This is a genomic window from Nocardioides sp. Z38_18 (assembly GCF_058215695.1).
Genome location: NZ_JBZAJE010000002.1, coordinates 1,236,941 through 1,259,405, shown reverse-complemented (window position 1 = coordinate 1,259,405; position 22,465 = coordinate 1,236,941). Strand labels below are relative to the sequence as shown.

The window sequence follows — 22,465 nt, the reverse complement described above, 5'->3', positions numbered from 1 at the left end:
CATTGGTGGGTATGGTCCTGAACATGGACTTCGCCCCCTCACCGCGTGCCGCAGAACTCATCGAGCTGGTCTCCGCGTTCGTCACCGACGAGATAGAGCCGGTCACCGAGGAGTACCACCGGCAGGTGAGCGAGGCAGCCGCCGGCGGGACCTGGGCGGAGTCCCCGATCATGGGGGAGCTCCGGGCCAAGGCGCGTGCGCAGGGGCTGTGGAACCTGTTCCTGCCCGTGGAGCACACGGGCCACTACGCCGAGAAGTACGGCACCCACGGCGGTGAGGGTCTCTCGAACACCGACTACGCCCCGCTGGCCGAGCAGATGGGCCGGGCGACGTTCCTGGCGCCGTACGTCTTCAACTGCAACGCGCCGGACACCGGCAACATGGAGGTGCTGCTCAAGTACGGCACCGACGCGCAGAAGTCCGAGTGGCTCGAGCCGCTGCTGGACGGCCAGATCCGGTCCGCGTTCACGATGACCGAGCCCGGGGTCGCCTCCTCCGACGCCACCAACATGGAGGCCACCGCCGTCGTGGACGGCGACGAGGTCGTGATCAACGGCAGCAAGTGGTGGTCGACCGGCGTGGGTCACCCGGACTGCAAGATCTTCATCTTCATGGGGCTCTCAGACCCCGAGGCGGACCGTCACCACCGGCACACGATGGTGCTCGTCCCGCGGGAAACCCCCGGGGTCAAGGTGGAGCGGCTGCTGTCCACGATGAACATCTACGACGAGCCCGTGGGCCACGGCGAGGTCAGCTTCGACGACGTCCGCGTGCCCAAGGACAACATCCTGCTCGGCGAGGGCCGGGCATTCGAGATCGCCCAGGGGCGCCTCGGGCCGGGCCGGGTGCACCACTGCATGCGGCTGATCGGACAGGCCGAGATGGCGCTCGAGCTGGCGATCAAGCGCGGGCTGTCCCGCTCCGCCTTCGGCAAGCCGCTGGTCAACCTCGGCGGCAACCGGGAGCGGATCGCGGATGCCCGGATCGCGATCGACCAGGCCCGGCTGCTGGTGCTCAACGCCGCCTGGAAGCTCGACGTCGGCGGCCCGCTGAACGCGGCTAGCGAGGTCAGCCAGATCAAGGTGATCGTGCCCAACGTCGCCCAGCAGGTCATCGACATGGCGATCCAGCTGCACGGCGGCGGCGGGCTGTCCAACGACGTCCCGCTCTCGGCGATGTGGACCAACGCGCGGGCGCTGCGCCTGGCCGACGGCCCCGACGAGGTGCACCGCGGCGTCGTCGCCCGGCTCGAGATCGCGAAGCACCAGTGAGGGTCCTCGTCACCGGAGGTTCCTCCGGACTGGGTCAGTCGCTCGCGGCTGCGTTCCTGGTGCGCGGCGATGACGTGCTGGTGGGGGACCTGAACGAGCCGGACCCACTAGGTGGTCGAGCAGCGAGCGACGCCCCTTCGGTGGTCGAGCAGCGAGCGCCAGCGAGCGAACAGCCGAGACCCGACTACGTCAACCTCGACGTGCGCTCCGACGAGGACTGGGCCGCGGCGCTGGCCTGGGTCGAGGAGCACTGGGGCGGTCTCGACGTGCTGGTGAACAACGCCGGAGTCGCCGGGGGCGGCCGCCTCGACGTCGCCACGATGGACGAGTGGCAGTGGATCACCGAGATCAACCTGTTCGGGGTCGTCCGCGGGACCCGCACGTTCACGCCGATGTTCAAGCGGCAGGGCACGGGCCACATCGTCAACGTCGCCTCGCTCGCCGGCCTGGTGCACCCGGCCGGGATGGGCTCCTACAACGCGGTGAAGGCAGCCGTGGTGGCGCTCAGCGAGACGACCGGCCACGAGCTCGCGGAGTACGGCGTCCGCTGCTCGGTGGTGTGCCCGTCGTACTTCAGGACGCGGCTGATCGAGAACATGCAGGGCGCCGACACCGCCGTCGGCCAGATGATCGGTGGGCTGGTCTCGAAGGCCCCGCTGGGTCCCGACGACATCGCCGCGGCGGTGCTCGAGGGGATGGAGCGCGGCGAGGAGCTGATCATCCCCGACGAGGCGGCCCGCTCGGCCTACGAGCTGAAGCGGACCGACCGAGCGGCGTACGACCAGGTGATGCGCAAGCAGGCCAAGCGACTCAACGCGATGGGTGGAGAAGTGACGTGAGCCAGATCGAGGGCGCAGATGACGTGCGCGACGAGGACAGCTTCGACGTGGACGCGGTCCGCGCGTGGCTGGCCGAGCAGGGCACCGAGCTGGGGCCCGACGTCGAGGTGCGGCAGTTCGGCGGCGGAGCCTCCAACCTGACCTACTCGCTGCGGGACGGGTCGCACGACCTGATCCTGCGGCGGCCGCCGAGCGGGCAGAAGGCCAAGGGCGCCCACGACATGGGGCGCGAGTTTCGGATCCAGGACGGGCTCGCCGGCGTCTTCCCGCTGGTGCCGGAGATGGTGGCGCTGTGCGATGACGAGTCGGTGATCGGCGCGCAGTTCTACGTGATGCAGCGCGTCGACGGGATCATCCCGCGGCGCGACTTCCCGCCCGGCGTCGAGCTCGACGAGAAGCAGGCGCGGACCCTGTGTACCAACGCCCTCGACGTGCTGATCGACCTGCACGGCATCGACGTCGACTCCACGCCGCTGGCGGCGATGAACAAGGGCGAGGGGTACGTCGAGCGGCAGATCTCCGGGTGGTCGCGGCGCTTCCGTGACGCCCACACAGAGGACATCGGCGACTACGAGACCGTGATGGCCTGGCTCGACGAGCACCAGCCCAAGGACGTCGCCAGCTGCCTGATCCACAACGACTTCCGCTTCGACAACCTCGTGCTCGACCGTGAGGACCCCACCCGTCCGGTGGGGGTCCTCGACTGGGAGATGGCCACGGTCGGCGACCCGTTGATGGACCTCGGCGGGACCCTGGCCTACTGGGTCCAGGACGACGACGAGGAGTTCTTCCGGATGTTCCGGCGGCAGCCCAGCAACCTGCCCGGGATGCTGTCGCGGGCCGAGGTGGTGGACTACTACTGCGAGCGCACGGGCTACTCCCTGACGCCCGAGCAGTGGCGCTTCTACGAGGTCTACGGGCTGTTCCGGCTCGGGGTGATCGCCCAGCAGATCTACTACCGCTACTTCCACAAGCAGACCACCAACGAGGCCTATGCGGTCTTCGGTCCGGCGGCCAACCACCTCGAGCAGCGCTGCAACGCGATCATCGGCGGCTCGCAGTAGTGGGTCAGCTGCTGCTCGTGAGGCACGGCCAGGCGTCCTGGGGATCCGACGACTACGACGTGCTCTCGGAGACCGGCTGGGAGCAGGCACGGTTGCTGGGCAAGTCCCTGGCCGCGCGCGGGATCGTCCCTGACGTCGCGATCGTGGGCGGGATGCGCCGGCACCGGGAGACCGCGCAGGCCTGCCTCGGTGAGCTCTCGGTCTCGGTGGAGACCGCGGTGGACCCCGACTGGGACGAGTTCGACCACGTCTCCATGCTGGGCAAGCTGAAGGCCCCCTTCGAGGGAGGCTCGCCGACGAAGGCGGAGTTCCAGGAGTGGTTCGAGGCGGCCACCGACCGCTGGACCGGTGGGGAGTACGACCACGACTACACCGAGTCGTTCACCGACTTCTCCGGTCGGGTCGATGCGGCGTTGCGGCGTACGGCGGAACAGGTCGGGTCCGGCACCGCGCTGGTGTTCAGCAGCGGGGGACCGATCGCCTGGGCCACCGCCGCGCTGCTGTCCGCCGACCCCACGATGGCCCGCCAGCTGTGGCGCCGGCTGAACCCCGTCTGCGTGAACTCAGGCCTCACCCGCCTGGTCACCGGCCGCCGCGGCACCACGATGGTCAGCTTCAACGAGCACGGCCACCTCGACGGCGTACCCGAGGTCCTGACCTACCGCTGAGAATCGGGTAGTCCGAGACAGTCCCGTCGTCAAACTGGTCGATCGGGAACGGAAACGTCTCGGACTATCCCGCGGGGGCGGGCGTCGACTCGCTGGTACGCCGCTCCGGCCGGCTCGCCGCGGGGATCTTCCGGGGCCACCAGAACTTGTCACCGAGGATCAGCGCGAGCGCGGGGACGAGGACGGTGCGGACCAGCAGGGTGTCCAGGAGTACGCCGATGCAGATCACCACGCCGACCTGGGCGAGCACGACCAGCGGGAGCACGCCGAGCACCGCGAACACCGCGGCGAGCAGGATGCCGGCGCTGGTGATCACGCCACCGGTCGCGGCGAGCGCCCGGAGCATGCCCTCCCGGGAGCCGTGCCCCGGTGTCTCCTCCCAGGCTCTGGTGACCAGGAAGATGTTGTAGTCCACGCCGAGGGCCACGAGGAACAGGAACGAGTACAGCGGGGTCGCCTGGTCGAGCGCACTGAAGTCGAAGACGTACTTGAAGATCCACCACCCCGCGCCCAGCGCGGCGACGTAGGTCGCGAGCACGGTCAGCACCAGCAGGACGGGGGCAACGATCGAGCGCAGGAGGAGCAGCAGCGCCCCGAGCACCAGGCCCAGCACGATCGGGAAGATCAGCCATCGGTCACGCGCGGAGGCGTCGGCGAGGTCGAGGCTCTCACCCGCCGTACCTCCGACATAGCTCTTCCCGTCGACCTCGGCGAGGGCGTCGCGCATCCGTTCCACGGTCGCCCGGGCGGCAGCGCTGTCGGCCGGGTCCTCGAGCACCACGTTGAGCTCGGTGTAGCCGTTGCCCTCCGCGCCCTGGCGGGAGCTGGCGACGCCGTTGAGGTCCTGCAGCGCGGCGTTGGCCTCCTTGGGCGAGTCGGTCATCACGACGGTGGGGTCCGAGCTGCCGGCGGGGAAGTAGTCCGAGAGCCGCTCCGCGGCGCTGATCGCCTCGGGCTTCTGCAAGAACTGCTCGGCCTCGGGCAGTCCGATCTTGGTGTCGACCAGCCCGAGGGAGAGCACGGCGATCACGGCGAGCGTGCCGGAGGCGAAGACGGCGGGGCGGGAGGCCACCGCGTCGCCGACCCGGCGCCAGAACGTGCGGCCCTCGGCCAGGGACTTGGATCCCACGCGCGGGGCCTTGGGCCAGAACACCCAGCGACCGAAGAGGACGAGGGTCGCCGGGAGCGCGACGAGCGCGAAGGTGAGGGCGGTCAGGATGCCGACGGCGCAGGCGATGCCGAGGCCGCGGGTGTTCGGGGTCAGCGAGAGGGCGAGGGTGAGTACGCCGACCACGACCGTGGTGGCGCTGGCGAGCACGGGTTCCGCCGTACGCCGCAGGGCCAGCCGCATCGCCTCGTAGCGGTCCTCATGGGTGCCGAGCTCGTCGCGGTAGCGGGATATCAGCAACAGGGCGTAGTTCGTCCCCGCGCCGAAGACCAGCACCGAGAGGATGCCGGTGACCGAGCCGTCGAAGGGGATGTCGAGCCAGGTCAGGACCCGGGTGGCGAAGACCGAGGCCACCTGGTCGGCGATGCCCACCACGGTCAGGGGGATCAGCCACAGCACCGGGCTGCGGTAGGTGATCACCAGCAGCAGCGCCACCACGGACGCGGTAGCGGTGAGCAGCCGGAAGTTCGCTCCGTCGAAGACCGCGGAGAGGTCGGACTGGACCGCGGCGGGGCCGGTGACCTCGGCCCGGATGCCCTTGGGTGCCTCGTCGTCGAGTGTCTTGCGGAGCTCCTCGACCGGGGCGGAGAGCTGGTTGCCGCCCTTGGCGTCGATGGACACGATGCTGATCGCCGCAGCCTTGTCCTCGCTGGGCAGCAGCGGCGGTCCCTCGGGGCCGGAGACCTTCTTGATGTCGAGGTCGGAGATCAGCTTGGCCAGCTCGCCGAGCTGCTGCTGGTCGAGCGGGGAGTCGCCGCCGTTGGTCTGGGTGAACAGCACCACCGCGGTCGAGCCGTCCTCCTCCGGCAGCTGGTCGCGCAGCTGGGCCGCGCGGGTGCTGTCGTAGCCGCGGGGGAGCTGGTCGTCGACGGCGGTGGCGTTGTCGAGCGACCCGACGCCCACGATCATCATGATGCCGAAGCCGAGCAGGAGGATGCTGACGAGGGCGCTGGCGCGGCCGACGATCAGCCGTCGAAGCTTCGACATGGGTTACACTCCTGAGACCGTTAACTTGATTAGTAACTAAGTGAGCAATCTAGTGACAGAACCTAGCATGGAGTACCCGAGGGGGTCCAACGGCTCCGGCGCGCCCGCACAGGTCGAGCAGAGCTCGACCCTCAAGGCGCTGCACCAGCTGACCACTCTGTCCGCGCAGGTGGCGCCGAACGTGGCCCGTCGCGCCTCCCTGACGCACAACGAGCTGCGCGCCCTCGAGCTCCTCATCGACGAGCCGCTCGGTCCGGGCCAGCTGGCCCGCCTGCTCGGCGTGAGCTCCGCCGCCGCCTCGGGGATCATCGACCGTCTCGAGGCCCGCGGCCACGCGCAGCGCGCCTCGCACGCCAGCGACGGGCGGCGTACGTCGGTCACGCTGAGCCAGAGCGGCCGGATGGAGGTCGTCAGCCACCTGATGCCGATGTTCCGTGAGCTCGCCGTACTCGACGCCTCCCTCTCTGAGGAGGAACGCGAGGCCGTGGACCGGTTCCTGGCTGGAGCGATCCGGGCCCTGCGCGCGGTGCTCTGACTCGACGCCCGGGTAGTCCGAGACGATTCCGCTCCGAATTGTCCGTTCGCACGACGGAAACGTCTCGGACTATCCGAAACGGTGGCCCCATAGGGACGGCGAGGACCAGGGGTTGGCAGGATGCCTGCATGGCTGAACCGAAGCGCAAGACGGTCCTGATCACCGGTGCGAGCAGCGGGCTGGGGGCGGAGATGGCGCGGCAGCTGGCGGCCCTGGGCCACGACCTGGCCCTGTGTGCGCGCCGGGTCGAGAAGCTGGAGCTGCTGAAGGCGGAGATCTCCGCCGCTCACCCGGACCGCCGGGTGGAGATCCGCACGCTCGACGTCAACGACGACGACCAGGTCTTCGAGGTGTTCCGCGCGTTCAAGACCGACTTCGGCACCATCGACCGGGTGATCATCAACGCCGGTCTCGGCAAGGGCGCTCCGCTGGGCACCGGCCGGTACGACGCCAACAAGGAGACCGCGATGACCAACTTCGTCGCGGCGCTCGCGCAGTCCGAGGCTGCGATGGAGATCTTCCGCGAGCAGAACGCCGGCCACTTCGTGATGATCAGCTCGATGTCGGCGATGCGCGGCATGCCGAAGTCCATGACGACGTACGCCGCGACGAAGGCCGGCGCGGCCCACATCGCCGAGGGACTGCGCAACGAGCTGTACGGCAAGCCGATCAAGGTGACCGTGCTCTACCCGGGCTACATCTCCTCGGAGATGAACGACCAGGTCGACCCGGCGAAGGTCCGCGGCATGGTGAGCACCGAGGTCGGCGTACGCGCCATGGTCGACGCGATCGAGAAGGAGAAGGACTCCGCCTGCGTCCCGCCCCTGCCCTGGAGCCCGCTGAGCGTCGTGATGAAGCACGCCCCGCTCCCGGTGCTCAAGCGCCTCATGTGACCGACCCGCCGACACGTCGCAACTGAAAGCTCAAACCCCGCCGAGACGTCGCATCTGAAAAGTCTGCTCTTTCAGGTGTGACGTCTCGGCGCATCCTGGCCTTTCAGATGGGACGTCTCGGCAGGGACTGGGGTTTCAGATGGGACGTCTCGGCGGGGCCTCGGCGGATCAGGCGGGGGTGATCGGGAGGCTCATCCGGGGTTCGAACGCGAAGGTCGCGCCGGTACTGAACTTCGTGACCGCGACCTCGCCGGCTTCCCGGGCCGGAGTCTCGCCCTCGATGACCTCCAGGGACCACTCGGACGGCGAGCCAGTCACCACCACGTCGTACGACGGGTCAACCGCCCGGACCAGCGCCTGGAGCGGTCGCAGCTCGACGGAGGCGTCGGAGAGCGGGCCGACCAGCGTGATCCAGCCGCCGTCCTCGTGGGCGGGCGAGACCGCGACGGTGCCCTCCGAGAGCGAGACATAGGCAGCCGGGTTGAACAGCGGGTGCAGCGACAGCACTTGGCGGGCCCCCTCCAGATCAGAGGAGAGCCCCAGCGCCCGGTGGATCCGCCCCGCCGCCACCCCGGCGATCCCGGTGAGCTGCTTCACGCAGATCTCCCGCGCCTCCGAAGCAGGCAGCCGCAGGCTCACCGCCCGGACGAAGCCCAGGTTGAGCAGGTGCATCTGCAAGCAGACCTCGTCGGCGATCCGGACCAGCGCGGAGTGCGAGAACTCCGCGAAGTCGAGGTCGGAGAGCAGCGGCCCGGCGTACGAGGACATCCCGGGGGAAGACGGGTCGATCGGCGCGAGCGGCAGGGTGGCCGCCCGCGACGAATTAAGGGCCACGCACCCCGAAGAGAAGGCGACCGGCTCGTGCGACTCGTCGATCACCACCGTCCACGCGCAGTGCGGCCCCGAAGCCGAACCGGAAGACGCCCGCGGCGGCCGGTGGATCGGCCGCACCTGCGCCCTTGCGTTGGTGGCCACCGCGGTCGCGTCGAACGTCGGGTCCTCGATGTCGTGGCACATCGTGCGCACGAACTCCGGCCCCATCGGCTCCACGTCCATCAGCGCCCCGCAGTGCGCGAGCTCGAACCGCCCGTGCCACGGATCCTCCACCGTGTAGCGGAAGTCCATGAACTGCGGCGGCGCCCCGATGTCGAGCTGCAGCCCCTTGAAGATCGTCACCACGTCGTCGCCGACGAAGTCCAGCGCGCGCTGCATCCGCCGGGTGTAGATCGGCGAGGCCGCCATCCACTCCTCGATCGCAATCTCGCCCATCGCCTCGCGGCCCAGCGCGGAGATGCACCACGCCATCCCGGACCGGTCGATCAGCTGCCCGATCAGCAGCAGCTCGGGCACCAGGACCGCGAGCTCCTCACGGGTGAGGTCCGCGAAGCGACTGGGCGCGGGCGCGTTCACGAGGAGACCGAGTACGCCGTGCCCCGCTCCTGCCGCTCCCACACGGGGTCGGAGAACTCAAGCCCCTGCTTGACCAGCTCGCGCTTGAGCACCTTGTTGGTCGCGGTGCTCGGCAGCTCGGTGGCGATCCGCACGTAGCGCGGCCATCCCTTGGTGGAGAGGTCCTGCTGCTCGGAGAGGAACTTCTCGAACTCGGGCGGGTCGAGCAGCGGGTCGTCGAGCAGCACGAGCGCGGCGACGAGCTGGTCGCCCACGCGCGGGTCGGGTACGGCGTACACCGCGGCCCGGCTGATCGCGGGGTGGCGCATCAGCACCTGCTCGATCATCCCGGCGGCGAGGTTCTCCCCGTCCACGCGCAGCCAGTCCGAGGTGCGCCCGGCGAGGAAGACGTAGCCGTTCTCGTCGCGGTAGGCGAGGTCGCCGGACCAGAACATCCCGCCGTCGAGGCGCTCCGCGGTGGCCTGCTCGTCGTTGTAGTAGCCGCCGAAGTAGCCACCGCCGGTGGTGTTCACCAGCTGCCCTACCGCCTCGTCGAGGTTGGTCACCATCCCGAACTCGTCGAAGACCGCGCGCGGGCACTCGGTGCGGGTCTCCCGGTCGTAGACCGCGACGCCCTCGAACGGCGTCCCGATCGAGCCGGGCGGGTCGTCGTCGCCGCGGGTGATGATCACCGCGGTCTCGGTGGAGCCGAACCCGTCCCAGACCTGGCAGTCGAACCGCTCCGCGAAGGCACCGATGTCGCGGTCGGAGGCCTCGTTGCCGAAGGCGTACTTCAGCGGGTTGTCCGCGTCGTCGTCCTTCGGCGGCGTCTCCAGCAGGTAGGCGAGCGGCTTGCCGACGTAGTTCATGTAGGTCACGTTGTGGCGGCGTACGTCGGGCAGGAACCGCGTCGCGCTGAACTTGCGCGCGAGCACCATCGTGGCGCCGCTGGCGATCGCCACCGCGTAGCCGGAGAGCACCGCGTTGGAGTGGAACAGCGGCATCGAGAGGTAGCACGCGTCCTCGGAGGTGAGCCCGAACTTGTCCACCAGCATCGCGCCGGCGAAGACCGTGATCAGGTTGGAGACCTGCACCGCCTTGGGCGCCCCGCTGGTGCCGCTGGTGAAGATCAGCATGAACGTGTCCATGGTCTCGACCTCGCGCGGGTCGCGCACCGGGCCGGCGCCGTCGGCGACCAGCGAGCGCCACTCCTCGCCGTCGACGTTGACCACGCGTACGCCGGACAGGTCGAGCCCCTCGAGCAGCGGCAGGTGCTGGTCGTCGGTGAGCAACACCTGGCAGTCCGCGCGGAGCACGTCGGTGCGCAGCCCTTCGCCGCGCCGGGTCAGGTTGATCCCCGCGGTGACGTGGCCGCCCATCGCCCCGGCCGCGAGCGCGAGGGCCATCTCGTCGGTGTTCTCCAGGAGCACGCCGACGTGGCGCACCCGCTCGTCGTCCATCAGCCCGGCGAGTGCGTTGGCACGGGCGCTGGCGTCGGCGACGTACTCGCGCCACGACCAGCTCCGGTCCTCGAAGACCATCCCGGGGGAGTCGTCCTCGGCGCGGGCGCGGAGCAGCTTCTGCACGGTGTCACTCATTTTGTCCCCTGTCCGATCACGGTCTCGACGATGCTGTTCATCCGCGCGGCCACGGGCCAGCCGGCGTAGTGGGCCAGGAAGACGACGCTCTCCCGCAGTGCCTCCGCGTCCAGCTCCCCGGCGCGCTGAGCGGCACCGAGCTGGATCTCGAGCACGTCGGTGGCGCCCTGCGCCGCGAGCATGCCGATCAGCAGCAGCCGGCGGTCGCGCGTCTCCAGGCCGGGACGGCTCCAGATGTCGGCGAACAGGTGGTCGGCGGTGAGGCCGAAGAAGTCGCCCGGCCCGTCCTGGAACTCCCAGCCGTAGACCTCGCTCATCTTCTCCAGACCGCGCTTGCGGCGGTCCTCGGGCGTTTCGTCAGTCATGGGTGCCTTTCGGGGTGAGTCCGAGAGCGGGTCGCAGGTGGGTCAGGGCGTGCTGGGCCAGGGGTACGTCGACCCCGAGCTGGTCGGCGAGCTCGATCGCGAAGCCGAGGTCCTTCTCGCCGAGAGTCGAGACGTGGTCGAAGACCCCGTGCCAGAAGTCGTCGGGGGCGATCGGGGCGGTCGTACGGCGGTGCATGATCGCGCCGGGCCCGCCGGTGATCGCGTCCGTGTGCCGGACCACCTCGCCCAGCGCCACCAGGTCGAGCCCTGCGGCCTCGGCGAGCCGCTGGGCCTCGGTGACGGCGGTGAACGAGACGAAGTGCAGCAGGTTGCGGGCCAGCTTCATCTGGGTGCCGGCGCCGATCGGTCCGGCGTGCACCACGCGGGTGCCGATCAGCGCGAACGTCTCCTCGCACGCGGCGAAGGCCTCGTCGGCGCCGCCGACCAGGATCGCCAGGGTGCCGTCGGCCGCGCCCATCGCGCCGCCGCTGACGGGCGCGTCCACGAGGAGTACGCCGTGCCGGGCCGCCTCCTTCGCGAGCTCGGCCGGGGTTCCGGGGGCGACCGTGGAGTGGATCGCGACGGTCAGCGTCCCCTCGGGGCGGTCGGCGCCCAGGATCTCGGCCAGGACCTCGCGCACCTGGTCGTCGTCGCGCACCATCACGCAGACCAGGTCCACCTCGGCGGCGAGCTCCGCGAGGCTGGAGGCCACGTTGGCACCGGCCTTCTCGAGTTCGGCGAGTGGCTCCGGCATCACGTCGTACACCCAGAGCGGGGTGGGTCCGCTCGCGAGCCGCAGCGCCATCGGCTTGCCGATGTTGCCGAGCCCGACGAAGCCGACGCCACGCATGCTCATCTGAAGACCTGTCCGCCGTCGACGTTGACGATCTGGCCGGTGATCCAGGAGGCCTCGTCGGAGAGCAGGAACAGGCAGGCGCCGACCATGTCGTCGGTGGTGCCCATCCGCTTGAGTGCCATCGACTTGACCAGCTCCTTGCTGGCACCGCCGGCCTGCTTGCGGGTGGCCTCGGTGTCGGTCGGCCCGGGGGCGATCGCGTTGACGCGGATGTTCATCCCGCCGAGCTCGTGGGCGAGCTGCTGGGTGAGGCCGTTGATGCCGACCTTGGCCAGCGCGTAGAAGCCGGCGTACAGCCAGGCCGCGGTGGAGCTCTGGTTGACGATCGCGCCACCACCGCGGGCCTGCATGTGCCCGTAGACCGCGCGGGTCACCACCAGGGCGCCGTCCATGTTCACCGACATGAACTTGCGGTAGTAGTCCCAGTCCACGGTGACCAGCAGGTCGAAGGCCATCTCGCCGTAGATCGCGGCGTTGTTGACCAGCAGGTCGATCCCGCCGAGCTCCTCGACCACGCGGTCGGCCATCGCCTTGGCGGACTCGTGCGAGGACACGTCGGTCTCGACGTAGATCGCGCGGCCGCCGTCGGCGACGATCGAGTCGGCCACGTCCTTGCCCTTCGGGCTCAGGTCCGCGACCACCACGGCCGCGCCCTCGGCAGCGAGCCCGCGGGCGTACGCCTCCCCGATCCCCTGCGCGGCCCCGGTGACGATGGCCACCTTGTTCTCGAACCTCATCTTGCTTCTCCTCGGCTCGGTCACGGGCTCACACACCTTCCGCGATCAGCTTGGTCTCGAGGTACTCCTCGAAGCCGGCGACACCCATCTCCCGGCCGATGCCGGACTGCTTGTAGCCACCGAACGGCGCGTCCGGGGCGAACCACACGCCGCCGTTGATCGCGAGCGTCCCGGTGCGGATCCGGTTGGCGACCGCGCGTGCGCGTTCGGCCGAGCCGGAGTCCACGGACCCCGACAGCCCGTAGTCGGAGTCGTTGGCGAGCCGGACGGCGTCGTCGTCGCCGTCGTGGGGGAGTACGACGAGCACGGGCCCGAAGATCTCCTCGCGCGCGACGCGGGACTCCGGCGAGAGGTCGGCGATCACGGTCGGCTCGACCCAGAACCCGTCCTGGTCGATCACGTTGCCGCCGGTGGCGAACCGGCCGCCGTCCTGCTCTGCCAGCTCGAGGTAGCCCGCGATCCGCTGTCGCTGGGCGGCGTTGATCACCGGCCCGCAGATCGTGCCGGGGTCGGTCGGGTCCTTCGCGCCGATCATCGCCATCGTGTCGGCGGCGACCTGCACGGCCTCGTCGTACCTCTCCCGGGGGACGATCAGCCGGGTGGTCAGCGCGCAGCCCTGGCCGGCGTGCATGCAGACCGCGAAGGCCACGCCACCGACGGCGGAGGCGAGGTCGGCGTCGTCGAGCACGATCGCGGCGGACTTGCCGCCGAGCTCGAGGAACACCTTCTTCAGCGTGGGCGCCGCAGCGGCCATGATCGCGCGGCCGGTCGCGGTGGAGCCGGTGAACGAGACCAGGTCGACCCGTGGGTCGGTCGCGAGCACCGCGGCGACGGTGTTGTCGCGCGGGGTGACCACGTTGAGCACTCCGGGCGGCAGGTCGGTGAGCTCGGCGGCGAGGCGGCCGAGCTCGGCGGCGACCCACGGGGTGTCCGGGGCCGGCTTGAGCACGACGGTGTTGCCGGCGAGCAGCGCCGGGCCGATCTTGGCGAGGTTGATCTGGTTGGGGAAGTTCCACGGGGTGATCGCGGCGACCACGCCGATCGCCTCGCGGCGCAGCGTGCGCCGCGACTTCATCCCCATCGGCTTGGCGACGCCGAGGTCGGTCTCCCACTCATAGCTCTCCGCGAGGTCGGCCATCCAGGTCAGGCCGCTGACCGGCACGTCGTACTGCGGACCCGCGGTGAGGAACGCCGGGGCGCCGACCTCGGCCGTGGTGAGCGCGCGCATCGAGTCCGCGTTGTCCACCAGCGCCTGGTGCAGCTGGCGCACGCAGCGCACCCGCAGCTCCACGTCGGTCGACCAGTCGGTCTCGTCGAAGGCGCGCCGGGCGGCGTCGATGGCGGCGTCCAGGTCCTCGGCGGTGGCGTCGGGCGCGACGCCGATCTCCAGGCCGGTGGCCGGGTTGAGGATCGGGTACGTCGCCCCGTCGGAGGCCTCGACGAGCTTGCCGTCGATCAGCAACCGGGCCTCGGGAGCCAAACGCTGATCGAGCTTGTCGAGATCACTCATCCCCGACCACCGGAGGCCACACGGTCGACGGCAGGTCAGCGTGCCGGTAGTGCCCCGGCTGCTCGATCCCCTTGAGGTGCATCCGGTCGATCAGCCCCTTGGGTGCCTTGCCGGAGCCGGCGATCTCCAGGAACGTGTGTCCGGTCGAGCCGAGGTCGAACCAGTCGCGCTGCCAGGCGAAGTGCAGGCCACCTTCGCCGTTCTCACCCAGCCCGAACCAGGAGCCGCCGATGCCGCGGATCTCGTACTCCTTGCCGGTGACGTCGTCGATGATCCCGGCGCGCTGTTTCCAGAAACCGACGACCATCCCGTTGGACTCGTCCATCACGGTCGCCGCGTAGTCGTAGTGCCACCCGTCGAGCCCGGCCATCTCGGTGCCGAGCGCGTAGGCGCGGATCTCCTCGCGGCCCATCGCCATGAAGTGCTCGTCGGGGGTGTACATCCACCCGTAGGTGGCGTCCTCGGCGTAGTGGTCGGCGAGCTTGCTCCAGTCGCGCCGCTCCTCGGCCTCCCGGTTGGCAGCCAGCCAGCCGTCCCAGAACCCCTGCATCTGCGCGCGCTCCATCAGTTCTCCTCCATGCTCAGGGCCATGGCCGGGCAGTAGCGCACGGCCAGATTGACGTTCTCCCGCTGGGACTCGTCGGGGTTCTCTTGGAGTACGACGACCTTGTCGGCCTCGTCGTCGAACCCGAAGACCTCGGGCGCCTCGGTGACGCAGACCTGGTGCCCCTGGCACAGGTCGAGGTCGGCGACTGCTCTCACGAGGCGTCTCCGTGGGGGAACGGGCACCCCGCGGCCTCGGCGCTCTCCTGCGAGGCGGGGGCCGTGGCGCTGGCGGCGGGCTTGCTCCTGCGGCGGCGGTAGCGCACCCGGCACGGCTGCTCGAGCTGGATCACCATCTTGGTGCAGTCGTCGCGGTAGTCCTCGCTGGGCTGGGCCATCTCGAACTCCCAGTCGCGCAGCATCACCGAGAAGATCGCCTTTAGCTGCATCATCGCGAACGCGTTGCCCACGCAGCGGTGCCGACCGGCGCCGAAGGGGATCCAGGTCCACCGGTTGGCGAGGTCCTCCTGGCGCGGGTCGAGGTAGCGCCCGGGGTCGAAGGCGTCGGGGTCGGGGAAGTCCTCCGCGATCCGGTTGGAGACCTTGGGGGTGGCGCCGACCATGGTGCCGATCGGGACGGTGTGCCCGCCGATCTCGAACTCCTGCTGGGCCACCCGCAGCAGCAGGATCAGCGGCGGGTGCAGCCGCAGGGTCTCCTTGAGCGAGGCCTCCAGGCGGGGGATCTCGCGCAGCGCCTGGAAGGAGACCTCGGAGCCGTCTGCGTACAGCGCGTCCAGCTCCCCGATCACCTCGGTCATCAGGTCGGGGTGGCGCAGCAGCTCGATCATCGTCCAGGCGGCGGTGCCGGAGCTGGTGTGGTGCCCGGCGAACATCATCGAGATGAACATCCCGGTGATCTCGCTGGCGGAGAAGTGCTGGCTGCCGTCGTCGTCCTTGAGCGAGATGAGTACGTCGAGCAGGTCGCGGTCGGCCTTCGCCGGGACGGGTTCGCCCAGCCTCTCGGTGATGATCTCCTGGACCAGCTCCACCAGCGATTCCCGAGCGGCGTCGCGCTTGCGGAAGGACTCGATGTCGGCGTACGCGTCGACGAAGGCCAACGCATCGGTGCCGCGCTCGAGGTCGTGGTAGTGGCTGGCGAACCTGGCGTCGATCTGCTCGCGGAAGCGCTTGCCGATCAGGCACGCGGAGGTGGTGTAGATGGTGAGCTCGGCGAAGAAGTCGAGCAGGTCGATCTCACCCTCGTCCGACCAGTCCGCGACTATCCGGCGGATCTCGGCCTCGATGGTGGTGGCGTGCCCGCGCATCTGCTCACCGCGCAGCGACTGGTTCTTCAGCATCTCCTGGCGGCGCTCGGGGGAGGCGTCGAAGACGACGCCCTCACCGAAGATCGGGGTCATGAACGGGTACGCCGCGGCCTGGTCGAGCACGTCGTCGGGGGCCCGGAAGAACGCCTCGTTGACCTCCGCACCGCTGACCAGGACGACGTCCTTGTCGACGAGCCGGAACTTGCCCACGTCGCCGCACTCCTCGCGCACCCGGCTGAGCAGCGCGATCGGGTCGGTGCGCAGCTCCTGGAGGTGCCCGTGCGGGTCGTCGGGGAAGAGCGCTGACACCTCGCGGATGTCGTCGGTGGTGGGGCCGGTCGCGGTCCCTGTTGCTGGGGGGGTCATCGTTCCTCCACCCGGTCGGTGACCGGTGCCTCGGGGGTTACTTCGATCAGGTTCAGGTGCACGCCGCGCGGGGCGCTGACGATGGTGGCGATGGCGTTGGCCAGCGCCTCGGGCTTGAGGAAGTGCGGGTGTCGCGCGAAGCCGAACCGCACCCACTGCTCGATCACCTCGGCGGCGTCCGCGTCGTCCCAGGTGGTGCCCATCTCGCTCCAGGTGGGGCCGGGGCGTACGACGCTGGCGCGGACGCCGGTGCCCTCGAGCTCCATCTGCATCGCGCCGACGAGCCCTTCGAGGCCCCACTTGCTCGCGGCGTACGCCGCCATGAACGGACGTGGCCGCACGGCGACGTCGGAGGAGACGAACACGATGTCGCCGCGCTGACGTTGGACCATGCCGGGGACGAAGGCCCGCACCAGCCGGTGTGCCCCGAGAAGGTTGAGGTCGAGCTCTTCGCGGATCCGCTCGGTCTCGATCTCGTGGATCGTGCCGGGCCCGACGGCGCCGGCGTTGGAGACCACGACCTCGACGTCGCCGAGGTCCGCGGTCACCGACGTGGCGAACTTGGCCACCGAGTCCTCGTCGGTGAGGTCGAGGGGGTGCGCGACGGCCTCGCCGCCGTTCTCCCGGATCCGGGCAGCGATCTCCTCGCACTTCTCCACCCGCCGGGCGCCGAGGGCGACGGGGTGACCGGCCGCTGCGAGCGCGATCGCCGTGGCGGCGCCGATGCCGGAGGAGGCGCCGGTGACCACGGCGGGCCGACGTGTGGGCTGGTCGTACTTGCCCATCAGCGGACCTCGACCTTCACAGGCAGTGCCGCGAACCCGCGGACGTTGGCGGAGTAGAACCGGGTGGCGTTGTCGCGGTCGGCCTCGATCGTGCGCACCCGGCGGACCACCTCGCGCAGGGCGACGCGCGACTCCAGCCGGGCGAGGTTGGCGCCGAGGCAGAAGTGCCGGCCGCCGCCGAAGCTGAGGATCTGGCGCAGCTCGGCGTCGGGGCGGTGCAGGTCGAAGGTCTCCGGGTCGGTGAACACCCGGTCGTCGCGGTTGGCCGAGCCCAGGCAGAACAGCAGCTTCGACCCGGCGGGCGCGGTCCTGCCGTGCAGGGTGAGATCGGCGGTCAGGTGCCGGGCGAGCAGCTGGGTGGAGGTGTCGTGGCGCAGGGTCTCCTCGACCCAGCGGTCCACCAGGTCGCCCTCGTGGGCGGGGTCGGCGAAGACCTCGGCGAGCTGGTCGGGATGCGCGGTGAGGTGATACATCGCGTTGCCGAGCAGCTTGGTGGTGGTCTCGTTGCCGGCCACGACCATCAGGAACAGGAACGCGATGATCTCCTGGTCGGTCATCTTGTCGCCCCCGTCCTCGGCGCCGAGCAGCGCGCTGGTGAGGTCGTCGGCGGGGTTCTTCTTGTGGTCGGCGAGCAGGTCGGCGTAGTAGCCGAACAGCGTCATCGCGGCCTCGATGCCCTCGGGGGGTACGTCGCGCAGGCCGGGCTCGCGGTGCACGAGCAGGTCCGCCAGGCGGCGTACCTCGTCGCGGTCGGCCTCCGGCACCCCGAGCATCTCGGAGATCACGTCCATCGGGAGCTTGCCGGCGAAGTCGTGGATCCAGTCGAACTCGGGGTTCTGCAGCGCCTGGTCGAGGTAGGTGTCGGTGATCCGCTGGATCTGCGGCTCCAGGCCGGCGACCCGCTTGGGGGTGAACCCCTTGGAGACGAGCTTGCGCAGCCGGGTCTGCTCCGGCGGGTCCATCGCGAGGAACGACATCGTGTGGTGGGCGTGCGGCGACCAGGCCGTGGCGTCGAGGGAGACGCCCATCGCGTTGGAGTAGATGCCGTCGGTGCGCACGGCCTTGTGCACGTCGGCGTGGCGCGACATCACCCAGAAGTCGTGCTCCTCGTTGTGGTGCAGCGGGTCCTCGTCGCGCAGCCGCCGGTAGACCGGGTAGGGGTCGTCCTGGAGCGCGTAGTCGTAGGGGTCGAAGACGAGCCTCTCGCTGACAGGTGCGCTCATCGCCGCCTACTTCGTCTCGGTGGGGGAGTCGTGGCCGGCCATGATCACGGCGACGACGTCGTCGAGCCGGTCGGCGAGCTCGGGGTAGGTGAAGATCCCCATCCCGGTCTGCAGCAGGGCTCCGGAGAACGCCATCAGCAGCGCCTCCAGGACGCGGGGGTCGACGGGATCGCCGATGGCGGCGCGGAACCGGTCGGCGAAGATCGCCCCGGTCCGCAGCCGCAGCTGGTCGACCGAGTTGTCGCTGCCGAGCAGGCTCTTGGTTGCTGCGGCCGCCAGCGGCGGCGCGCTCGCGATCGTCTCGGCCAGGTGCCGGGTGGTCTCCTGCAGCCGCCGGGTGGCGGTGTCCCCGGTGAGCGTGGGCCCCCCGGTCTCGGTCAGGTGTCGCCAGAACAGCTCTGCGATCAGGTGGTCGCGAGAGGCGAAGTAGTTGTACGCCGTCGCCGCCGAGACCCCGGCTCGCGCCGCGACGGTGCGGATCGTCAGCGCCTCATGCCCGACCTCGCCCAGCTCCTCGCGAGCGGCATCGAACAGCTTGTCCAGCGTCTCGGCCTGCCGCGAACCCAGCTCGCGCCGGAGCGAGTTGGACACTTGACTGGACACCTGTCCAATCTAGAACGTGTTCTTGTTTGTTGGCAAGGGTTTCGAGGTGAAGGCGGCTGTTTGTGTCAGTCAGACCGCATCACTCGCGGCGACAGGCGGTGATAAGACGCTCGGCCCATCCGCGAATGGCCGGGTTCGAGCTAGGCATCGAGTTCGCGTTCAGTCTCCTCAACGGTCACATAGTCCTGTTCCCAGTCTGCCCACGATTCATCATCAAGTGACCACAGCTCGCTTTCTAGAGGGCACGAGCAAGACAGCAGTTGGCCCCCGCAGCGTGGACACCGCTCGCTGTCACAGAGAGGTCCGTGGAAGTCCCCAACTGCGGTGGCGCAGTCGATGCAGAACCCAGGGGGCTCGACGTCCCCGGATGCTTTATTGATCCAGAATGGCTCGCTTCCCCACTTGATGCGCTGAAACGAAACCTCGCCGTCAAACACCGTGGGGATCGCTTGAGCCGCCAGCAGTAGGCGCGGCCATCGACGGTGCATCTCGCGGCCGCGAAACGTCAGGAACTCTTGCGCGAAGTCCTTCATGAGCCGTGTCGCAGTCGGCAAGTGTTGGTCGCGAACGCGCTCGGATAGGGACTCGTTCAGTTCCTGTTCTAGGAAGCGATCGAAGAACTCAAAGGTCAGGAGGTAGACGTCCCGGACTTCCTCCAAGACAAGGTCGACCTCGTAGTGAGTGATGTTGTTGCGCCAGGACTGAGCCTTCGCGATCGTCCGCTGATCGCTCTCGTCAACGCCCAACTGGAGGCGCATCAGGCGCTGGACCGCCTTCTCCAAGGAGACCGTCCTTCCTGGACGATCGACGTTCTCCCAGATGAGCAATTCGTTGGCGCGCTGCAGTCGGTGCTTTAACAAGAGTTCTAAAGCATGCGTGAGGTTGAGAACCGCGAACTTCCATCGCGGCGGGTCGTTCTCTGCCTGCTCAACATAGGCCAAGGGATTCGTTGAGTGAGTCGAACGCGTTCTCACTCAAGGAGAGTTTGAGCATGGTCTGTGCTGACATGCACTCTCCCCAATCGCAGGTCGGGCCGGGCCTCGGAAGAGATCAGCATTCCACGTAAGCGCGCTTTGTGGTGGATGCACTAACCCTGAACTTCCTTGCCGACCTCTAGACCCTGCTTGCCCATCTCCGGCACTTCCACGCGAGCTCTTTATCGCTCACGACTTCACGCCGCTGGAAGTTGCAGAACGATTGGGTCACGACAAGCCGTCGTTTACGCTGGGTCGCTACAGCCACCTGTTCAAGTCGAAGTCCAGCAACGCGGGTGATCGCATCCGCCGCTGCGCGTGGGGAGAAGGGGAAGCGGTCCACGAAGCCGTTGTGGGCGGGAGTCGCTGGACTCAGCTTGGCCCTGCGGTGACTGCCAACGCCGTGAAGACGTCGGCACCTACCAGCTCAGTGGCGGAACTTCCCCTGACGCAACCAGTCGTAAGCGGTCACGTGAACCACCTTCCCTTCTGCCCCCTGGCACTTGTTGCGAAGAGCGAAGTGACGATGTGGAACACAACGGCAGTTGCGACGAGAAGCAGGGCCAGAACCCGGGCGACCGAGCTCAATCCAGCGACAGACCATCATCGCATCCGCCGCTGACAGTCTTGATCGAACGCGAACCGTGGGTCTCGCGTCCACGCTTAGTCGATCTCCAACACGTTGACGGCATCCTCGAACTTCTTCGAGTCAACCAGGTGACAGATTCGCTTGGACAGCGCTGCCCGAGTCTGGTGTCTCGTCACCACGTTTCCGCCCAACATTGCGATGCCCTGCCATCCAGGATTGGTTTTTGCCCAATCGATGTCCGACAAGGGAGCCAGCTGATCAAAACGATGCTCTTTCGACCAATCGTCCTTGGATCGTATGCCGAGAACCTGTGACCCCGCAGTTCCGAGGGCCCAGAAAGCTACGGCGTGCGCGACGATGTAGTCCATGCGAGCGTCGGCCGGTTTCATGTCCCCGTCGCGCACCTCTTGCCAAGGTTCAATTAAGTCGCTCAACTTTTTCCAGTAGCGGACACACAGTTCTTCTGCCGCTGCAACGGCGTCATCATCGTTCTTCAGGGCAGCGACCGCGGCCTGCCCCCCGAGCAACTGGCGACACGCGTCGTATAGCGAGGACAACGTGATGAAGTGCCGGGATCGCACTGCGAGGGACGTCGCGTTCTTCTCGACTCGCCCAGTGAAAAGCGGGACACGGGCCGCGACGGTCTTCACGACGCCATTCAGGGGATCGTCGTGGTCGTACAGAATGTCCAGCGAGCGACTCGTCTTCTGAACAGTGCGGTTCAGGTCGCTGAAGATTTGCTGGTTGCGGTCAAGGCTTTCAAACGGAATCAACATCACGCCGATTTGCTGCTTGCGGAGCAGAGGATCTTCCCTGATAGCACGCTGGATTGCAGCCAGACGATGCTGCCCGTCAACAATGACGAACTCTGTCTCGGTATCGAGTGTCAGCTCGTGGTCCTTATCCGAGTACGAGGAGTCGCCCAGGAATGAAACAGTCAGACTGCCAAAGACCCAGTCACCCTCCTTCTCGATCATGTATTGCACGATCTCCGGGATGCGCTTCTCGTTCAGAGGGCGTTGCGCCCTGAACTCCGCAGGCAGAGAGGGAGGGGTTGGATCGAAAAATCCTGCTGCTGTTTGCAGACTCATGATGGTGAGATAGAAGTCCCGCTCGCCCATCTTTCCGTGTAGCGCGGGAAAATTAACGTCAGCCACAGGGTGTCTCCTCGGTGGGATGATGGGGGGCACAGCTCCGCCCCGCTTCGCGACCAGTACTAGAGGCCGACCCGCGGGGCCGAGGCTGCTACACTTGAGGTTGTCAGGCCTACGACGGTCCGCTTTTCCCTGCAACGCCCTACGATGGCGCGGCTCCTTGGAATGCGGGCCGTCTCTGTGTATGTCTCCATAGTAGACGATGTTCGTCCCGAACACTAGGCTTCTGGAACATACAAGGTGTGATCTACGTCACACTTGTGGAGTTGGGGGCTTCGAACCCCCTGACCTTCTCATTGCCAATGAGATCGCCCGGGAGAATCGCTCCCTGGTTGCCCGAGTCGTTGTGGGGGTGCTGTATGGCCCTCCCGAGTCACTCATGCCGTAGGCATCACTCTGCAGCTACTGCAGTGATCCGCTGGCGGCAGTCGAGTGGCGGGTGCGCGAGACCGACGCCTGACCTGGCTCCAGGGGCCGCGCCTCTCAGCGCAACAATCGTTCGACCGCGGCCGCCAGCTCCTCGACATCCACCGTTCGTGAGCGCACCGAGACGGCGTGCACGAGTGCGCCGTCGAGCAGGTCGGCGACTGCGCGGGCTGCGGGCGCGGGGTCAGGGTGCCCACCCCTCTCGAGCACGGCCTCGAGCATGTCGAGGAGGCGGCGGTGGCCTGCGTCCATGGCCGGCTGTGCCGTCTCGTCAAGCAGTAGGGCGATGCGGGCGCGGGTCGCTCGCACGTGCCGGGGTGAGGCCATCAGCTCGGCGGTGCCCGCCAGGTGGGCGGCCACGGCGGGGAGGGAGGTCCCGTCCGGCTGCGCGCCGGAGGCCAGCACCGCCAGGTCCAGTTCCTCGAGCCGGCCCACGACCGCCTTCAGGAGCGCTGAGCGGCTGCGGAAGCAGTTGGAGGTGCTGCCGTCGGGCAACCCTGCTTCGGCGTCGACCGCGCGGTGCGTGAGTCCACGCAATCCGTCGCGCGCGAGGACGGTCACGGCCGCGTCTGCAACGAGCTCCGGACGAGTAGGCAC

At 68.6% G+C, this 22,465-nt stretch carries 22 protein-coding genes; 6 read left to right on the top strand and 16 right to left on the bottom strand.

Features of this window, described 5'->3' with window-relative positions:
* Window positions 1–23: 23 nt before the first annotated feature.
* The 4 genes from AC4BGC_RS17175 to AC4BGC_RS17160 are packed head-to-tail and all read left to right on the top strand — an operon-like array spanning window position 24 to window position 3,842.
* Complete coding sequence (locus tag AC4BGC_RS17175; protein WP_490556873.1) at window positions 24–1,271, top strand: acyl-CoA dehydrogenase family protein; 1,248 nt, start codon at window positions 24–26, stop codon at window positions 1,269–1,271.
* Window positions 1,268–2,110, top strand: a complete 843-nt coding sequence (locus AC4BGC_RS17170; protein ID WP_490556870.1) for an SDR family NAD(P)-dependent oxidoreductase — start codon at window positions 1,268–1,270, stop codon at window positions 2,108–2,110. Before AC4BGC_RS17175 ends, AC4BGC_RS17170 begins: the two co-directional genes overlap by 4 nt.
* A complete protein-coding gene (locus tag AC4BGC_RS17165) occupies window positions 2,107–3,174 on the top strand; it encodes a phosphotransferase family protein (RefSeq protein WP_490556868.1) in 1,068 nt (355 codons plus the stop codon). The genes AC4BGC_RS17170 and AC4BGC_RS17165 overlap by 4 nt, the downstream gene beginning before the upstream one ends.
* Window positions 3,175–3,191: 17 nt before the next feature.
* The gene (locus tag AC4BGC_RS17160) at window positions 3,192–3,842 is read left to right on the top strand and encodes a histidine phosphatase family protein (RefSeq protein WP_490556866.1); all 651 of its coding nucleotides are present in this window, start codon (window positions 3,192–3,194) and stop codon (window positions 3,840–3,842) included.
* Window positions 3,843–3,906: 64 nt separating this feature from the next.
* Here the strand turns inward: AC4BGC_RS17160 and AC4BGC_RS17155 are convergent, their stop codons facing one another.
* Window positions 3,907–5,997: an MMPL family transporter gene (locus AC4BGC_RS17155; RefSeq protein ID WP_490556865.1), complete on the bottom strand. Its 2,091-nt coding sequence runs from the start codon at window positions 5,995–5,997 to the stop codon at window positions 3,907–3,909.
* 67 nt (window positions 5,998–6,064) lie between these two features.
* Between AC4BGC_RS17155 and AC4BGC_RS17150 the strand changes: the two genes are divergently transcribed.
* Complete coding sequence (locus tag AC4BGC_RS17150; RefSeq protein ID WP_490556863.1) at window positions 6,065–6,532, top strand: MarR family winged helix-turn-helix transcriptional regulator; 468 nt, start codon at window positions 6,065–6,067, stop codon at window positions 6,530–6,532.
* A 128-nt stretch (window positions 6,533–6,660) separates the two neighbouring features.
* A complete protein-coding gene (locus tag AC4BGC_RS17145) occupies window positions 6,661–7,425 on the top strand; it encodes an SDR family oxidoreductase (RefSeq protein WP_490547218.1) in 765 nt (254 codons plus the stop codon).
* A 168-nt stretch (window positions 7,426–7,593) separates the two neighbouring features.
* Here the strand turns inward: AC4BGC_RS17145 and AC4BGC_RS17140 are convergent, their stop codons facing one another.
* The 15 genes from AC4BGC_RS17140 to AC4BGC_RS17070 all read right to left on the bottom strand — a co-directional run bounded on the left by AC4BGC_RS17140 (window position 7,594) and on the right by AC4BGC_RS17070 (window position 22,465).
* Window positions 7,594–8,835, bottom strand: a complete 1,242-nt coding sequence (locus tag AC4BGC_RS17140; RefSeq protein WP_490556862.1) for a hypothetical protein — start codon at window positions 8,833–8,835, stop codon at window positions 7,594–7,596.
* Window positions 8,832–10,412 (bottom strand): AMP-binding protein, encoded by a 1,581-nt coding sequence (locus AC4BGC_RS17135; RefSeq protein WP_490556859.1) that lies wholly within the window; start codon window positions 10,410–10,412, stop codon window positions 8,832–8,834. The genes AC4BGC_RS17140 and AC4BGC_RS17135 overlap by 4 nt, the downstream gene beginning before the upstream one ends.
* A complete protein-coding gene (locus AC4BGC_RS17130; protein ID WP_490547221.1) occupies window positions 10,409–10,777 on the bottom strand; it encodes a carboxymuconolactone decarboxylase family protein in 369 nt (122 codons plus the stop codon). The genes AC4BGC_RS17135 and AC4BGC_RS17130 overlap by 4 nt, the downstream gene beginning before the upstream one ends.
* Window positions 10,770–11,633, bottom strand: a complete 864-nt coding sequence (locus AC4BGC_RS17125; protein WP_490556857.1) for an NAD(P)-dependent oxidoreductase — start codon at window positions 11,631–11,633, stop codon at window positions 10,770–10,772. Before AC4BGC_RS17125 ends, AC4BGC_RS17130 begins: the two co-directional genes overlap by 8 nt.
* Window positions 11,630–12,370: an SDR family oxidoreductase gene (locus tag AC4BGC_RS17120; RefSeq protein ID WP_490556855.1), complete on the bottom strand. Its 741-nt coding sequence runs from the start codon at window positions 12,368–12,370 to the stop codon at window positions 11,630–11,632. Before AC4BGC_RS17120 ends, AC4BGC_RS17125 begins: the two co-directional genes overlap by 4 nt.
* A gap of 28 nt (window positions 12,371–12,398) precedes the next feature.
* The gene (locus AC4BGC_RS17115) at window positions 12,399–13,880 is read right to left on the bottom strand and encodes an aldehyde dehydrogenase (protein ID WP_490556853.1); all 1,482 of its coding nucleotides are present in this window, start codon (window positions 13,878–13,880) and stop codon (window positions 12,399–12,401) included.
* Window positions 13,873–14,445 carry a nuclear transport factor 2-like protein gene (locus AC4BGC_RS17110; RefSeq protein WP_490556851.1) on the bottom strand — a complete coding sequence of 191 codons (573 nt, stop codon included), beginning with the start codon at window positions 14,443–14,445 and terminating at the stop codon, window positions 13,873–13,875. Before AC4BGC_RS17110 ends, AC4BGC_RS17115 begins: the two co-directional genes overlap by 8 nt.
* The gene (locus AC4BGC_RS17105; protein WP_490556849.1) at window positions 14,445–14,642 is read right to left on the bottom strand and encodes a ferredoxin; all 198 of its coding nucleotides are present in this window, start codon (window positions 14,640–14,642) and stop codon (window positions 14,445–14,447) included. The genes AC4BGC_RS17110 and AC4BGC_RS17105 overlap by 1 nt, the downstream gene beginning before the upstream one ends.
* Complete coding sequence (locus tag AC4BGC_RS17100; RefSeq protein ID WP_490556847.1) at window positions 14,639–16,114, bottom strand: cytochrome P450; 1,476 nt, start codon at window positions 16,112–16,114, stop codon at window positions 14,639–14,641. Before AC4BGC_RS17100 ends, AC4BGC_RS17105 begins: the two co-directional genes overlap by 4 nt.
* Window positions 16,111–16,899: an SDR family oxidoreductase gene (locus tag AC4BGC_RS17095; protein ID WP_490556846.1), complete on the bottom strand. Its 789-nt coding sequence runs from the start codon at window positions 16,897–16,899 to the stop codon at window positions 16,111–16,113. Before AC4BGC_RS17095 ends, AC4BGC_RS17100 begins: the two co-directional genes overlap by 4 nt.
* Window positions 16,899–18,122: a cytochrome P450 gene (locus AC4BGC_RS17090; RefSeq protein WP_490556844.1), complete on the bottom strand. Its 1,224-nt coding sequence runs from the start codon at window positions 18,120–18,122 to the stop codon at window positions 16,899–16,901. The genes AC4BGC_RS17095 and AC4BGC_RS17090 overlap by 1 nt, the downstream gene beginning before the upstream one ends.
* Before the next feature lie 6 nt (window positions 18,123–18,128).
* Window positions 18,129–18,725 (bottom strand): TetR/AcrR family transcriptional regulator, encoded by a 597-nt coding sequence (locus tag AC4BGC_RS17085; RefSeq protein WP_490556842.1) that lies wholly within the window; start codon window positions 18,723–18,725, stop codon window positions 18,129–18,131.
* A 140-nt stretch (window positions 18,726–18,865) separates the two neighbouring features.
* Window positions 18,866–19,666, bottom strand: a complete 801-nt coding sequence (locus AC4BGC_RS17080; RefSeq protein ID WP_490556840.1) for a hypothetical protein — start codon at window positions 19,664–19,666, stop codon at window positions 18,866–18,868.
* 696 nt (window positions 19,667–20,362) lie between these two features.
* Window positions 20,363–21,445: a DNA sulfur modification protein DndB gene (locus tag AC4BGC_RS17075; protein WP_490556839.1), complete on the bottom strand. Its 1,083-nt coding sequence runs from the start codon at window positions 21,443–21,445 to the stop codon at window positions 20,363–20,365.
* Window positions 21,446–21,925: 480 nt separating this feature from the next.
* Window positions 21,926–22,465 carry a TetR/AcrR family transcriptional regulator gene (locus AC4BGC_RS17070; protein ID WP_490556837.1) on the bottom strand — a complete coding sequence of 180 codons (540 nt, stop codon included), beginning with the start codon at window positions 22,463–22,465 and terminating at the stop codon, window positions 21,926–21,928.

Excerpts from the sequence above, each read along its gene's own strand:
- AC4BGC_RS17155 (WP_490556865.1), bottom strand. The coding sequence starts at position 5,997 with ATGTCGAAGCTTCGACGGCTGATCGTCGGCCGCGCCAGCGCCCTCGTC.
- AC4BGC_RS17115 (WP_490556853.1), bottom strand. The coding sequence starts at position 13,880 with ATGAGTGATCTCGACAAGCTCGATCAGCGTTTGGCTCCCGAGGCCCGG.
- AC4BGC_RS17095 (WP_490556846.1), bottom strand. The coding sequence starts at position 16,899 with ATGGGCAAGTACGACCAGCCCACACGTCGGCCCGCCGTGGTCACCGGC.
- AC4BGC_RS17150 (WP_490556863.1), top strand. The coding sequence starts at position 6,065 with ATGGAGTACCCGAGGGGGTCCAACGGCTCCGGCGCGCCCGCACAGGTC.
- AC4BGC_RS17120 (WP_490556855.1), bottom strand. The coding sequence starts at position 12,370 with ATGAGGTTCGAGAACAAGGTGGCCATCGTCACCGGGGCCGCGCAGGGG.
- AC4BGC_RS17100 (WP_490556847.1), bottom strand. The coding sequence starts at position 16,114 with ATGACCCCCCCAGCAACAGGGACCGCGACCGGCCCCACCACCGACGAC.
- AC4BGC_RS17125 (WP_490556857.1), bottom strand. The coding sequence starts at position 11,633 with ATGAGCATGCGTGGCGTCGGCTTCGTCGGGCTCGGCAACATCGGCAAG.
- AC4BGC_RS17090 (WP_490556844.1), bottom strand. The coding sequence starts at position 18,122 with ATGAGCGCACCTGTCAGCGAGAGGCTCGTCTTCGACCCCTACGACTAC.
- AC4BGC_RS17110 (WP_490556851.1), bottom strand. The coding sequence starts at position 14,445 with ATGGAGCGCGCGCAGATGCAGGGGTTCTGGGACGGCTGGCTGGCTGCC.
- AC4BGC_RS17145 (WP_490547218.1), top strand. The coding sequence starts at position 6,661 with ATGGCTGAACCGAAGCGCAAGACGGTCCTGATCACCGGTGCGAGCAGC.
- AC4BGC_RS17175 (WP_490556873.1), top strand. The coding sequence starts at position 24 with ATGGACTTCGCCCCCTCACCGCGTGCCGCAGAACTCATCGAGCTGGTC.
- AC4BGC_RS17135 (WP_490556859.1), bottom strand. The coding sequence starts at position 10,412 with ATGAGTGACACCGTGCAGAAGCTGCTCCGCGCCCGCGCCGAGGACGAC.
- AC4BGC_RS17130 (WP_490547221.1), bottom strand. The coding sequence starts at position 10,777 with ATGACTGACGAAACGCCCGAGGACCGCCGCAAGCGCGGTCTGGAGAAG.